This window comes from Labrys sp. 22185 (genome assembly GCF_052045555.1).
In the GTDB taxonomy this organism is placed as follows: Bacteria; Pseudomonadota; Alphaproteobacteria; order Rhizobiales; family Labraceae; genus Labrys; species Labrys neptuniae.
Genome location: NZ_JBQEPH010000005.1, coordinates 188,647 through 202,083, shown reverse-complemented (window position 1 = coordinate 202,083; position 13,437 = coordinate 188,647). Strand labels below are relative to the sequence as shown.

At 64.5% G+C, this 13,437-nt stretch carries 10 protein-coding genes; 6 read left to right on the top strand and 4 right to left on the bottom strand.

Annotated features, from left to right (window positions below; all coding sequences use genetic code 11):
* Positions 1-147 precede the first annotated feature (147 nt).
* On the bottom strand, positions 148-1,560 hold the full coding sequence (locus ACTJKX_RS12760; RefSeq protein ID WP_440725483.1) for an FAD-binding oxidoreductase: 1,413 nt from the start codon (positions 1,558-1,560) through the stop codon (positions 148-150).
* Positions 1,561-1,769: 209 nt separating this feature from the next.
* Between ACTJKX_RS12760 and ACTJKX_RS12755 the strand changes: the two genes are divergently transcribed.
* Positions 1,770-2,288, top strand: coding sequence for a thioesterase family protein (locus tag ACTJKX_RS12755; RefSeq protein ID WP_311941611.1), 519 nt, complete (start codon positions 1,770-1,772; stop codon positions 2,286-2,288).
* On the opposite strand, the gene ACTJKX_RS12750 is transcribed toward ACTJKX_RS12755, so the two are convergent.
* Positions 2,275-3,087 carry a DUF817 domain-containing protein gene (locus ACTJKX_RS12750; protein ID WP_394308065.1) on the bottom strand — a complete coding sequence of 271 codons (813 nt, stop codon included), beginning with the start codon at positions 3,085-3,087 and terminating at the stop codon, positions 2,275-2,277. The genes ACTJKX_RS12755 and ACTJKX_RS12750 overlap by 14 nt on opposite strands.
* Before the next feature lie 319 nt (positions 3,088-3,406).
* On the opposite strand from ACTJKX_RS12750, the gene ACTJKX_RS12745 reads away from it, so the two are divergent.
* The 3 genes from ACTJKX_RS12745 (at position 3,407) to ACTJKX_RS12735 (ending at position 7,541) form a co-directional block, all read left to right on the top strand.
* On the top strand, positions 3,407-4,378 hold the full coding sequence (locus ACTJKX_RS12745) for an ABC transporter substrate-binding protein (RefSeq protein ID WP_082979403.1): 972 nt from the start codon (positions 3,407-3,409) through the stop codon (positions 4,376-4,378).
* A gap of 110 nt (positions 4,379-4,488) precedes the next feature.
* Positions 4,489-5,565, top strand: a complete 1,077-nt coding sequence (locus ACTJKX_RS12740; protein ID WP_440725482.1) for a quaternary amine ABC transporter ATP-binding protein — start codon at positions 4,489-4,491, stop codon at positions 5,563-5,565.
* Positions 5,562-7,541: an ABC transporter permease gene (locus tag ACTJKX_RS12735; protein ID WP_440725481.1), complete on the top strand. Its 1,980-nt coding sequence runs from the start codon at positions 5,562-5,564 to the stop codon at positions 7,539-7,541. The genes ACTJKX_RS12740 and ACTJKX_RS12735 overlap by 4 nt, the downstream gene beginning before the upstream one ends.
* A gap of 264 nt (positions 7,542-7,805) precedes the next feature.
* On the opposite strand, the gene ACTJKX_RS12730 is transcribed toward ACTJKX_RS12735, so the two are convergent.
* The gene (locus ACTJKX_RS12730) at positions 7,806-8,444 is read right to left on the bottom strand and encodes a LysE family translocator (protein WP_367623214.1); all 639 of its coding nucleotides are present in this window, start codon (positions 8,442-8,444) and stop codon (positions 7,806-7,808) included.
* A gap of 104 nt (positions 8,445-8,548) precedes the next feature.
* On the opposite strand from ACTJKX_RS12730, the gene ACTJKX_RS12725 reads away from it, so the two are divergent.
* Positions 8,549-9,442 (top strand): DMT family transporter, encoded by an 894-nt coding sequence (locus tag ACTJKX_RS12725; RefSeq protein WP_311941628.1) that lies wholly within the window; start codon positions 8,549-8,551, stop codon positions 9,440-9,442.
* Positions 9,443-9,560: 118 nt separating this feature from the next.
* Complete coding sequence (locus tag ACTJKX_RS12720; RefSeq protein WP_440725480.1) at positions 9,561-11,921, top strand: ATP-dependent helicase; 2,361 nt, start codon at positions 9,561-9,563, stop codon at positions 11,919-11,921.
* 100 nt (positions 11,922-12,021) lie between these two features.
* Here the strand turns inward: ACTJKX_RS12720 and ACTJKX_RS12715 are convergent, their stop codons facing one another.
* A complete protein-coding gene (locus ACTJKX_RS12715; protein ID WP_440725479.1) occupies positions 12,022-13,389 on the bottom strand; it encodes a dicarboxylate/amino acid:cation symporter in 1,368 nt (455 codons plus the stop codon).
* Positions 13,390-13,437: the final 48 nt, after the last annotated feature.

Below are 13,437 nucleotides of genomic sequence, written 5' to 3'. Positions count from 1 at the left end.
GCAAGGCTCGACAGGCATCCGGGACGGGTGCCCAAGATGAATGAAGATGACAGGCGGATGTTTCCAGGGGAAGCATCCGCCTGTCGCTTTTTGCAGTGGCCCGGAAAGCCGCTACCGTCGAACGGGAGCCCGCCTCGGCTTGCCCGCTCAATCGGGAAAGATCTTGCCTGGATTCATGATGCCGGCCGGATCGAGGGCCTGCTTGATCGCCCGCATCGCCGCCAGGGCCGGAGCGCCATGTTCGGCTTTGAGATATTTGCGCTTGCCCTGCCCCACGCCATGCTCGCCCGTGCAGGTGCCTTCCATGGCCAGCGCCCGCTCCACCAGCCGTTCTAGAAAGCCCTCGCAGGCGGCAACCTCGTGGGGATCGCTCATGTCGATCATCGGCTGCACATGGAAATTGCCGTCGCCGACATGGCCGACGATCGGGGCGATCAGGCCGGTGGCATCGATATCCCGGCGTGTTTCGGCGACGCATTCGGCCAGGCGCGACAGCGGCACGCAAACATCGGTGGCGACGATCTCGGCCCCCTGCCACATGGACTTGACCGCCCAATAGGCATTGTGGCGCGCCGCCCATAGCCTGGTGCGCTCCTCGGGCTTGGTGGCCCAGGTGAAGGGACCGCCGCCGAATTCGGCGGCGATTTCGCCGAAGCGTTCGGCCTGCTCGGCCACGCCGGCATCGCTGCCGTGAAATTCCAGGAACAGCATCGGGGTCTCCGGCAGGCCGAGACCGGAATAGGCATTGGCTGCCTTCACCATCAACGTGTCGAGCAATTCGATGCGCGCCACGGCAAGCCCGGACTGGATGGTGGCGATCACCGCATCGCAGGCGGCCTTCTCGCTGCCGAAGGGGCAGATGCCCGCACTGATGGCCTCGGGAATGCCGTGCAGGCGCAGGGTCACTTCGGTGATGAGGCCGAGCGTTCCCTCCGAACCGACGAGCAAGCGGGTGAGATCATAGCCGGCCGAGCTCTTCTTGGCACGGCTCGCCGTCGAGATGATCTCGCCATTGGCCAGCACCGCCCGCAGCGAAAGGACGTTGTCCTTCATGGTGCCGTAGCGCACGGCATTGGTGCCCGAAGCGCGCGTCGCCGCCATGCCCCCCAGCGACGCGTCTGCGCCGGGATCGATGGGGAAGAACAATCCCTGGTCGCGCAGATAGTCGTTGAGCTGCTTGCGCGTGACCCCCGGCTGCACCACGGCATCGAGGTCCTCGGCATGCACGGCCACGATGGCGTTCATGCGGCTGGTGTCGACGGAAATGCCGCCTTCCGGCGCATTGACATGCCCCTCCAGGCCAGTCCCGGTGCCATAGGGAATGATGGGCACGCCATGGAGGGCGCACAGCCGGACGATGTCGGCCACTTCGCTCTCATTCTCCGGAAAGACCACGGCATCCGGCGCCTGGGCGGGCAGCCAGGTCAGCGTGCTCGCATGCTGATCGCGCAGGGCCTGACCTGCAGAAAAGCGCGGACCGAATTGCCCGGCAAGGGCATCGCGGACGGCGGACAGATCTTCGGGCTGGTAGCGCCTGGAATTTGCGCCGGGATTGACCATAATATGTTACTTTGTCTTGAGGTATGAGCCATTTGGCATACACTGACTTGAAAGGCCCGCGCCAGAGGGTATCGCGATCGTGATCGATCGACCCCCGTTAGGTGCGGACAGTTCTGAAACGAACTGAATATCCGAGCCTGCCCAACAGGTTCGGATATTCAGTTTGAAGTGGGTGAGAGGGCAGAAGACTTTGTGGCGTGGGGGCGGAGATGTTTGACACCAGCAAATTGCCGGCATTGTTCTTCGCGCCGTTCGTATCCTCGCAGATGCGCATCGAACCGCATTGGATCGACTATAACGGCCATCTGAACATGGCCTATTATCACGTGCTGTTCGACAACGCCCTTGGCGAGGCGCTGTCGCTCGTCGGTCTGGGCGAGGATTACATCCGCGAGCGCGGCATGTCGTTCTTCACAGGCGAAGTGCATGTCATCTACAAGCGTGAACTTCACCTCGACGATCCCGTGCGGGTGCGCCTGCAACTGGTCGGCTATGACGAAAAGCGCCTGCACATCTATGAGGAACTCTGCCACGCCACCGAAGGCTGGGTGTCGGCGACCTGTGAGCTGATTTCCCTCAACATCGACATGGCGACCCGGCGGGTGGCCCCGTTCCCCTGCGACATCATCGACAACCTTGCCGAGATGCGCACCTCGCACGGCTATCTGCCTACCCCCGAAATCGTCGGCCGGGCCATACGCACTCCGGCGCCGCTCAGCCGGCAATAGGCGCCGGTCGGCGGGAAGCACGTTTCAGCAACACCGGCCGGTGCACCAGCGATACCAGCACGAAGCTGACGATCATCAACAGATACCAGGCGCCGAGCTTGCCGAGCGAAACCAGGGCGAAGCCGTGACGCTGGTTGGGGTAGATCCAGACCTGGCCGAAACTGCCGATGTTCTCGGCGATCCAGATGAAGAAGGCGACCAGGAAGAAGCCCAGAAGCAGCGGCATGGAGCGTGGCTCCCGGTCGACCGTGAAGTAGATCCGCGTGCGCCAGAACAGGATGGCAATGGCTGCGAACAGGCCGAGGCGAATATCCGGCAGGAAATGGTGGGTGAAGAAATTCACATAGATCAGTGCTGCCAGCAGGATCGTCCAGCGCATGCGGGGATAGGAACTGTAGCGGAAGTCGAACAGGCGGGCCGCGCGGGCGATGTAGCTGCCGACGGCTGAATACATGAAGCCCGAGAACAGGGGCACTTCGCCGATCCTGAGCAGGCTCGGCTCGGGATAGGCCCAGGAACCGGCCTGGGTCTTGTAGATCTCCATGATGGTACCGACGACATGGAAGACCGCGATCACGGCGGCCTCTTCCCAGGTCTCGAGCTTGAGCGCGAGCAGCAGGCCCTGGATGCCCAGTGCTGCAAAGCAGAGGAAGTCGTAGCGGCCGAGCCAGGCCCCCTCCGGATAGTAGAAGCGCGTTGCCAGGATCAGGGCGAGGAAGGAACCGCCGAACAGGCAGGCCCAGGCCTGCTTGAGGCCGAACAACCAGAATTCGCGAAGGAAGAGCCTGAACATTGCCATGCCCAATCCTCGCAGGCGCATTTGCAGCCTCGATGCAGGCGCATTGGTCCCACCGTGAAATCCCGGTGCAGGATCGGTCGACACTACGCAAGAACTCGGCATGAAGCGGGCGCCGCCTTTTCGAGCAAAGCGCCCAAAGAAGTATCAGTAACGTCCTGAAATATAGCCAATATTCTTGGTACGAAAATAACTTGCCCAAGAGCGATCTCTGGGCCACACTTTCACGATCGGCAGCGGCGACAGACCCCGGGCGACAGACTTCACCCACAAGAGGCACAAGCGCCGGCCGGCCATTCAGAGAGACGGAAGGGTGCCAATCATGGACTGCCTGAAAGTATTTCAACGCAGCGGCTTTGCGGCCGCGGCGCTCGCTTTGCTCGTGGGGATTTCGCCGGCCTCGGCGGCGTCACCGGAATCCTCTGATCCCATCAAGATTGCCTTGTTCGACTGGACCAGCGTCAATCTCAACGCCAAGATCCTGGGCGGCATCCTCGAAAAGCTCGGATACACCGTCGAATATCCGACTGCCGACTATCTCTCCAGCCTGACAACCGGCCTCACCAATGGCGATCTCACCCTCGGCGTCGAATTCTGGGACACCACCGCCGGCGAGGCCATGAAGGCTTCCGATGCCACCAAGCAGACCGAACGCCTGGGCAAGCTCGGCCCCAAGGCCAAGGAGGAGTGGTGGTACCCGATCTACATGAAGGAGAAATGCCCCGGCCTGCCCGATTGGAAGGCCCTGCTGGACCCGAAATGCGCCGAAGCCTTCTCCACGCCCGATACCGCGCCCAAGGGCCGCTATCTCGGCGGGCCCGTGACCTGGGAAGGCTTCGATGACGAACGCGTGGCAGCGCTGAAGTTGCCCTTCACGGTCATTCATGCCGGCACTGATGGCGCCATGTTCGCCGAACTCGATTCCGCCTATCAGCGCAAGGCGCCGATCATGCTGTGGATCTATTCGCCCCATTGGGCCACGGCGAAATATCAGGGCGAGTGGGTGCAATTCCCCGAATATGAGCCGGCCTGCTATACCGATCCGAAATGGGGCACCAACCCCGATGCCAAATATGATTGCGGCAAGCCGCATGGCGAGATCTGGAAATATGCCTGGTCCGGCATGAAGGACAAATGGCCCGTGGCCTACAAGGTCGCCAAGGCCTACACGATCGAAACCGACGAGCTCAACAAGCTGAGCGGCCAGGTCGATCTGGAAGGCAAGAGCCTGGACGAGGTCGCGGCCAAGTGGGTCACCGATCACGAAGCGACCTGGAAAGCCTGGGCGCAGTGAATCGCGATGGCAGGGGGTGACCAACCTGCCCTGCTCCCTGGCTGACGCCGTCGTTGCGGGCGGATCCGAAGATCCGTCCGTCGGCTACCCAATGCATTCAAGAGGCACCGATGCAAGGCGCGATCGCTTCGCCGGGCTCGGACGCCACCATGCGAGCCGTGAAGCTCGCCTGCCGTGACGTCTGGAAGGTCTTCGGCCCCAATGCTGCCCGCGAACTGGCCCGGCACGGCCAGCGACCGACGGATGAGGACCTTGCCAAGGCGAGCCTGGTCGCCGCCGTGCGCGAGGCCAGCCTGACTGTGCATGAGGGTGAGATCTTCATCATCATGGGGCTGTCCGGTTCGGGCAAATCCACGCTGCTGCGCTGCCTGGCCCGGTTGATCGAACCGACCGCCGGCACGGTCGAGTTCGACGGCATGGATCTGCTCAAGGCCAGCGAAGCGGAGATGATCGAGCTTCGCCGGCACAAGATGGGCATGGTGTTCCAGAACTTCGCCCTGCTGCCGCATCTGAGCGTGATCGAGAACGTCGCCTTCCCGCTGGCGGTCCAGGGTGTCGCCAAGGCCGAGCGGCTGAAACGGGCCCAGGACATGGTGGACCTCGTCGGCCTGCGCGGCCGCGAGGGCTTCTATCCGCGCGAGCTTTCGGGCGGCCAGCAGCAGCGTGTCGGCATCGCGCGCAGCCTCGCCACCAAGCCCGAACTCTGGTTCCTCGACGAACCTTTCTCCGCGCTCGATCCGCTGATCCGCCGGGAGATGCAGGACGAGCTCGTCCGGCTGCAGAAGGTACTGCACAAGACCATCGTCTTCATCACGCATGACTTCGACGAGGCGATCCGCCTTGCCGATCGCGTTGCCATCATGAAAGACGGTGCCATCATCCAGACCGGTACGCCCGAGGAACTCGTTACGCGGCCAGCGACCGATTACGTTGCCGAATTTACCCGTGACGTCCAGCGGGCCAAGGTGGTCTCGGCCCATGGCCTCATGCGCCCTCCCCAGCCAGGCTCCGCCTATGCCGGCAATCTCGCTCCGACGGACAAGGTTTCCTCTTTTGCCGCCGACGTCATCGGCGCCGCCGCGCCCTTTGCGGTCCGTGATCTCACCGGCGCTCTACTCGGCGAGGTCTCGCCCAATGCCGTGCTCGACATCCTGACCGGCAGCGATCAGCGCAGGACCGCCGCTTGAGCAAGCCAGCCCCCCTTTCCCTTGCTCAACCGCAGGCACCGCATGGCGGCCGGGTAACGGCCTGGGCGGCGATTTGGAGCCTCGCCTTTCTGCTCGCCGTCACGCTCTACCTCTTGAGATCGAATACGGGTTGGCTGTCTGCTTGGCCCGACGACTGGATCGTGCCCTTCGCGAGCTGGATGTCGGCCCTCATGGCCTGGATGAAAGGCAATCTGAGCTGGCTGACGCGGGCAATCGCCTCCGTTCTCGACCTTCCGCTCCAGATCGCTTTCGGATTGCTGGCCAAGCCTTTGAAACTGTGGGGCATCCCGTTGCCGACGCTATCCTGGCTCGGCGTGATTTCGGCGGCGATCATTGCTGGCCACGCAGCGGGTGGCCTGCGGCTCGCAGCACTGATGGCAGCCTGCTTTGGGTATATCGCGCTCTTCGGCCAGTGGCAGGGGGCCATGCTCACCCTCGCTTTGATCCTGATCTCGGTGCCGCTTTGCGTGCTGACAGGCCTGCTGCTCGGCGTCGCCGCCTGGCGCTTTCCGAAGCTCGAACGGCTGGCGGTCACGCCGGCGCTCGACCTGATGCAAACGATCCCGACCTTCGCCTATCTCATCCCCATGCTGATCCTGTTCGGCAACAGCCCGGTCTCGGCAATGATCGCCACTTCGATCTTCGCCACGCCGCCGATGGTGCGAGCCACCATGGTGGCGCTGTCGCGTATTCCCTCCGAGATCGCCGATTTTGCCGTGATGGCGGGCTGCACGCCGCGCCAGAAGCTCTGGCGCGTGCTGATCCCCACCGCGCGTCCCCTGCTGATGGTCGGCGTGAACCAGGTGATCATGCTGGCGCTGAACATGGTGATCATCTCCTCGATGATCGGCGCCGGTGGTCTGGGCTATGACGTGCTGCTCGCCCTCCGGGCCCTCAAGATCGGCCAGGGCATGGAGGCGGGTTTCGCCATCGTGGTGCTCGCCATCGCGCTCGACCGTCTCTCGCAGGCCTTCGCTTATCGCGGCGGCCGGCCCGTGCATCACGAGGGTGTCGGGCTTGTCGCCCGCCATCCCCATCTTGTCCTGGCCCTGGCCGTGCTGGCTGCGACCACGCTGGCCAGCCTCGTCCTGCCGGCTCTCGCCAAGATCCCGGCGGGCTGGACCCTGTCGACTGCCCCCTGGTGGAAGGCCGGCGTCGACTGGATCACCGTGCATTTCTTCGACCTGATCGAGGCCTTGCGCGTCGGGCTTCTCGTCTATGTGCTCAACCCTATCAGGGCCTTCTGCGAAGCCATTCCCTGGTTCGCCGCCTTGGTGCTGCTGGTGCTGGCCGGATACCGCCTGGCAGGCTGGCGCCTTGCCCTCCTCGTCGGCCTGCTCGTGCTGTTCTGCGCCTCGTCCGGGCTGTGGCAGAAGACGATGTCGACCGTCTATCTCTGTGGCGTCTCGGCCGTCCTCGCCATGCTGATCGGCATGCCGATCGGCGTCTGGGCTTCGCGCAGCGATCGGGTGTTCCGCATCATCGAGCCTGTCGTCGACACCCTGCAGACCCTGCCGTCCTTCTGCTTCATCATCCCGATCGTCATGCTGTTCCGGGTCGGCGACGTCACCGCCCTGATCGCAACGGTCTCCTTCGCCATCGTACCGGCCATCCGCTACACCAATCACGGCCTGCGCCAGGTACCGCCGACCCTGATCGAGGCAGCCAAGACGGCCGGCTGCACGCGCTGGCAGACTTTCCGCCTGGTGCAATGGCCGATGGCGCTGCCGGAAATCATGCTCGGCATCAACCAGACCATCCTGCTCTCGCTGAGCATGATCATCATCTGCGCGATGATCGGCACGCGCGATCTCGGCCAGGAGGTCTTCATCGCCCTCGCCAAGGCGGACGCCGGCCGCGGCATCGTCGCCGGCCTTGCCATCGCCTTCATCGGCATCATCGCCGACCGCCTGATCGGCGGCGCCAGCGCCAAGGCACGCCAGCGCCTGGGGTGATTGGTTCGGATCGTACCTTCTCGCTGAGGTCGCGCTGCCCTCACCCTTACCCTCTCCCCGTCAGAACGGGGCGAGGGGGCGCAGGCGTCGCGATTGATCCTTGGACCTGTCATCTCGCCTGACGGTTGGGCGAGGTGACACACTGCCGGCTTGAGGCACTTGGCCGAAGTCCCCCTCGCCTCGTTCTGACGGGGAGAGGGTTGGGGTGAGGGGCAGCACGCCCCCAGTGGCAATTATCCAGAGATCCGCTCAAAAAGCCGCTCGTCACCGTGCCGAACTCGCCAGCCCCCGCGCGCCGTCGAGCAGCGACTTCAGGCCGAAGCCGATGAAGACGACGCCGACGATCCGTGTCACCCACAGGCCATAACGGGCAAAGAAGGCCCGCACCGGCCTGAGGCCGATGGCGACATAGAGGATGAAATCCGCCGCCACGAAGCCGAGGAAGGCGGCCGCGATCAGGCCCGGCGTTGCAGCCCAGGTGATGTGATCGCCATAGGGCGCCACCAGGGCCCCGAAGGTGGCCAGCGCCACCGGATAGGATTTCGGATTGGTGATGCCGAAGATCACCCCGTTGACCAGCGGCCGGTCGGCACCGATCACGGCCGCCTTGCCGTCCCGCCGGGTCATCACGGCCCGCGCGCCCATATAGATCAGATAGAGCCCGCAGCCGATGCCGAGAATGTCGAACAGGGTCGGGCCGATCTGGCTCACGCCGACGATCGCCGCCAGGGCCGCCACCGACCACAGGATGTCGCCGACGAGATGGCCGGTCATGAACCAGGCCCCGGGCGTGCGCCCCTTCGCCGCGCCGAGCGCGAACAAAGCCAGGAAGGCCGGTCCGGGTGAGATCGTATAGAGGAAGCCGGCAAAAAAGGTTGCGGCGAGCAGGGAAACATCGAACATGGGAATCGGCCCGGCGGCGAAGGGATTTGCCATTGCTGCACGGCCGGCGTCCCGGCGCAAGCGGGCATGCGTTTCCTTTCCATCAAGCCCGCACAAGCCCATCCATGCCCGCTTCCAACACACCGGCACCTGTCTTTCTGCTTCTCGTGACTGGCGCATTTCTCGGTCTGTATTTTCCGCTCGGCAAGTTGTCGGGCGCGGCCGGCATTCCGCCGGCCGTATGGACGCTGCTGATCTCGGCGGGCAGCGCCCTGGTCATCGGCGCCGTGCTGGTCCTCCGCCGGGAGGCCTTGCCCCTGACGCCGCCCTTTCTGCGCTTTTACGCGATAGGCGGCATCATTTCCTACGCCCTGCCCAATTTCCTGGTCTACCTGATCATTCCGCACCTGGGCTCGGGCTACACCTCGATCATGTACACGCTGTCGCCGATCATCACCACGATCCTGGCGACCGCCTTGAATGCGCGGCGCCCCAATCTGCTCGGCATCTGCGGTATCCTGATCGGTTTCCTCGGAGCCATGCTCATCGTGCTTGGCAAGGGCCGCGTCGGCGAAGTCAATTTCCTCTGGATCGCCATCGGCTTCCTCATTCCGCTCACGCTGGCAAGCGGCAATGTCTACCGCACTCTGGATTGGCCGCCGGGCGCCCGGCCCCTGGCTCTGGCGGCAGGCAGCAATCTTGCCGCCGCCCTTGTGATGTCGGCAGCTCTGCTCGCCACCAGCGGAGAGCTCGGCCTCGGGACACTCGCCAACGCTCCGCTGGTCAGCACGGCCCAGGTCGCGGCAAGCGCCGCCATGCTTGCCTTCTTCTTTCGCCTGCAAATGGCGGGCGGGCCGGTCTATCTTTCCCAGATCGGCTACGTCGCCGCCGCCCTGGGCCTCGGTGTCGGCACCTTCCTGCTGGGAGAGCATTATCACTGGCTGACCTGGCTCGGCGCCGGGGTGATCGCCGCCGGGGTGATCGTCACCACCATCGCCCAGCGCGCTCCGGGGCAATGAGACGGACGACCGGATGTCCTTGCCTGTTGACGCAAAGCACCGCCTGCCGCTCGCAATCTCGACGCGGCTCCCCATCTAAGCCATTATCCGGCCGTCCAGAATCACGCGAAAACTCGATTTGTCCGATCCACGCTCTCCTTCCCTTGCCCATCAGCCGGCCGCCGGCGGCATTGCTGCGCGTGCCATGGCCGCCGCAAGGCCTGCCGCCTATGTCACCGGCCTGAACCCGGAACAACGCGCGGCGGTGGAGACATTGGACGGCCCCGTACTCGTGCTGGCGGGCGCCGGAACCGGCAAGACGCGCGTGCTGACCACCCGTATCGCCCATATCCTCGCCACCGGCCGCGCCGCGCCCCACCAGATCCTCGCCGTCACCTTCACCAACAAGGCAGCACGGGAAATGCGCGAGCGCATCGGCGTGCTGATCGGCCAGAGCGTGGAGGGCATGCCCTGGCTCGGCACCTTCCATGCCATCGGCGTGAAGATCCTGCGCCGCCACGCCGAGCTGGTCGACCTGAAATCCAATTTCACCATCCTCGACACCGATGATCAGGTCCGCCTGATGAAGCAGGTGATCTCCGCCGCCGGGATCGACGAAAAGCGCTGGCCGGCCCGCCAGCTCGCCAATGCCATCGACGGCTGGAAGAACCGCGGCCTGACGCCGGCGCAGGTACCCGCCGGCGAGGCCATGTCCTTTGCCAATGGCAAAGGCGGCGAGCTCTATGCCGCCTACCAGGCCCGGCTCAAGACCCTGAACGCCGCCGATTTCGGTGATCTCCTGCTGGAATCGATCCGCCTGTTCCGCGAGAATCCGGGCGTCCTGGCCGAATATCACCGCCGTTTCCGCTTCATGCTGGTGGACGAGTACCAGGACACCAACGTCGCGCAATATCTCTGGCTGCGCCTGCTGGCCCAGACGCCGGCGGGCGAAAAGCCTAATTTATGCTGCGTCGGCGACGACGACCAGTCGATCTATGGCTGGCGCGGCGCGGAGGTCGACAACATCCTGCGCTTCGAGAAGGATTTTCCGGGTGCCACCGTGATCCGGCTCGAGCGCAATTACCGCTCCACCGGCCATATTCTCGGCGCGGCCGGGCACCTGATCGCCAATAATGAGGGACGCCTCGGCAAGACCCTGTTCACCGACGACGAGGAGGGCGAGCGCGTCACCGTCGCCGGCTCCTGGGATTCGGGCGAGGAAGCGCGGGCCATCGGCGACGAGATCGAGGCACTGCAGCACAAGGGCCACGCCCTCAACGACATCGCCATCCTGGTGCGCGCCTCGTTCCAGATGCGCGAATTCGAGGATCGCTTCGTCACGCTCGGCCTGCCCTATCGCGTCATCGGCGGCCCCCGCTTCTACGAGCGCGCCGAGATCCGCGACGCCCTCGCTTATTTTCGCGCCACCATGCAGCCAGCGGACGATCTCGCCTTCGAGCGCATCGTCAACGTGCCCAAGCGCGGCCTCGGCGACGCCACCGTACAGATCCTGCACGACTATGCCCGCCACAACGGCGTGCCGATGATGCAGGCCACGCGGGTGCTGGTCGAGACAGAGGAACTCAAGCCCAAGCCGCGCCAGACCCTGCGCGACTTGATGGCCTCCTTCTCCCGTTGGGCCGCCCAGAGCGAGGTGCTCGGCCACCAGGAACTGGCGGAATTGATCCTGGAGGAATCCGGCTACACCGACATGTGGCAGAAGGATCGCACGGCCGAGGCCGCGGGCCGGCTGGAAAACCTCAAGGAACTCGTGCGCTCGATGGAGGGCTTCGAGAATATGGCCGGCTTCCTCGAGCATATCTCGCTGGTGATGGATGCCAGCGAGGAAGGCGCCAGCGAGGACAAGGTCTCGATCCTGACCCTGCACGGCGCCAAGGGCCTGGAATATGAGACGGTGTTCCTGCCCGGCTGGGAGGAAGGCCTGTTCCCGCACCAGCGTTCGCTCGACGAGAACGGCCGCGCCGGCCTGGAGGAGGAGCGGCGCCTCGCCTATGTCGGCCTCACCCGCGCCCGCCGCCGCGCCAAGGTCTGGTTCGCCTCCAATCGCCGGATCCACGGCCTGTGGCAATCGACCATGCCGTCGCGTTTCGTCGACGAACTGCCAGCCGCCCATGTCGAGGTGATGGAGGCTTCCAATTCCTACGGCTCCGGCGGCTCACTCGGCATGAGCCGCTTCGACAAGGCGCAGCCTTTTTCCGGCTCGAACTATTCGACGCCCGGCTGGCAGCGGGCCCAGAGCAACATGGCTTCCGGGTTCCGTACCACCCAGGCCCCGCTCCGCCGCGAGCCCCTGACCATCGAGGGCGAATTGGTGGCCCGCTCCACCGGCACCGCCTCGGCCTACAAGGTCGGCACCCGCGTCTTCCACCTGAAGTTCGGCTATGGCGAAGTGGTCGAAGTCGACGGCAACAAGCTCACCGTCGATTTCGACAAGGCCGGCCGCAAGCGCGTGGTCGACAGCTTCGTCGAGGCAGCCTGAAGGAAGACACTGCTGCAAGAACAGTGAGACGCAGCCAGCCTTCTCCACGAAGTGGGGAAGACGATTGCGCCGAGCTTTCAAAAAGGCTTCGAAAGCCCCCTCACCCCTTGGCCGGCACGCCGGCGTCGAGATTGTCGATGCCGCCGGCCTGGTTGTAGCGGGCTTCATCCAGAATGCCCTGGCGCTTGGAGACGAGCAGCGGCACCAGGGCCTGGCCGGCGACGTTGACCGCCGTGCGGCCCATGTCGAGGATCGGGTCGATGGCGAGCAGCAGACCGACGCCGGAGAGTGGCAGGCCCAGGGTCGACAGCGTCAGGGTCAGCATCACGGTAGCGCCGGTGAGGCCCGCGGTGGCGGCCGAACCGATTACCGAGACGAACACGATCAGCGCGTAATGCTCGATGCCAAGCGGGATCTGGTAGAACTGAGCCACGAAGATCGCCGAAATCGCCGGATAGATCGCCGCGCAGCCATCCATCTTGGTGGTTGATCCCAAGGGCACGGCGAAGGCGGCATATGCCCGGGGCACGCCGAGGCTGCGCTCCGTCACCGCCTCGGTGACCGGCATGGTGCCGACCGAGGAGCGCGAGACGAAGGCAAGCTGGATCGCCGGCCAGGCGCCCGCAAAGAAGCGGGTCGGGCTCAGCCCGTGCAGGATCAGGAGCAGCGGGTAGACGATGAGCAGGACGATGGCGAGGCCGATATAGATGGCGAGGGCATACCAGGAAAGCTGCCCCAGCGTCTGCCAGCCATACTGCGCCACCGCCTTGCCGAGCAGGCCGATCGTGCCGACCGGGGTGAGGCGGATGACCCACCACAGGATCTTGCGCACGATGGCGAGCAGCGACTCGTTGAAGGTGAGGAAGGCATTGGCCCGCTCGCCGACGCTCAGGGCAGCCACACCGACGGCAATGGCGATCACCAGGATCTGCAGCACGTTGAACTGCAGCGAGGTGGAGGCGATGCCATCAACGAGCTTGGTCGAAGCCTGGATGCCGAAGACGTTGGCGGGCACCAGGCCCTTGAGGAAATCGAGCCAGGAGCCGGTGGTGGCAGGCGCCTTGGCGGTCTCCGCCAGTACGCTCGAATGCAGGCCCGGCTGGATGATCAGGCCGAGGGCGATACCGATCAGCACGGCGATCAGGGCCGTGATGGCGAACCATAGGAGCGTCTGCCAGACCAGCGCCGCGGCATTCGACAATTTGCGCAGATTGCCGATCGAGGCAACGATGGCCGTAAAGACCAGGGGCGGCACCAGGGCATAGAGCAACTGGACGAAGATCGAGGCGATGGTCGTCAGCGTCTGCACCAGCCAATTCGGATTACCCGCCGCGTCTGGCCCAAGGGAGCGGGCGTAAAGACCGAGCAGCAGTCCCACCACCATGGCGGCGAGCACCTGGAAACCGAAGGAGGCATAGAAGGGCTTGGCTGCGGTCGCTTGTGGGCCGGAAGGGGTTGCCATGGTCATTCTCTTGCGATGTGTCGACAATAATATAACACAAAATATATGTTATAC

Coding starts and splice junctions, on each gene's coding strand:
- ACTJKX_RS12740 (WP_440725482.1), top strand. CDS start 4,489: ATGCAAGGCGCGATCGCTTCGCCGGGCTCGGACGCCACCATGCGAGCC.
- ACTJKX_RS12715 (WP_440725479.1), bottom strand. CDS start 13,389: ATGACCATGGCAACCCCTTCCGGCCCACAAGCGACCGCAGCCAAGCCC.
- ACTJKX_RS12725 (WP_311941628.1), top strand. CDS start 8,549: ATGCCCGCTTCCAACACACCGGCACCTGTCTTTCTGCTTCTCGTGACT.
- ACTJKX_RS12750 (WP_394308065.1), bottom strand. CDS start 3,087: ATGGCAATGTTCAGGCTCTTCCTTCGCGAATTCTGGTTGTTCGGCCTC.
- ACTJKX_RS12745 (WP_082979403.1), top strand. CDS start 3,407: ATGGACTGCCTGAAAGTATTTCAACGCAGCGGCTTTGCGGCCGCGGCG.
- ACTJKX_RS12760 (WP_440725483.1), bottom strand. CDS start 1,560: ATGGTCAATCCCGGCGCAAATTCCAGGCGCTACCAGCCCGAAGATCTG.
- ACTJKX_RS12755 (WP_311941611.1), top strand. CDS start 1,770: ATGTTTGACACCAGCAAATTGCCGGCATTGTTCTTCGCGCCGTTCGTA.
- ACTJKX_RS12730 (WP_367623214.1), bottom strand. CDS start 8,444: ATGTTCGATGTTTCCCTGCTCGCCGCAACCTTTTTTGCCGGCTTCCTC.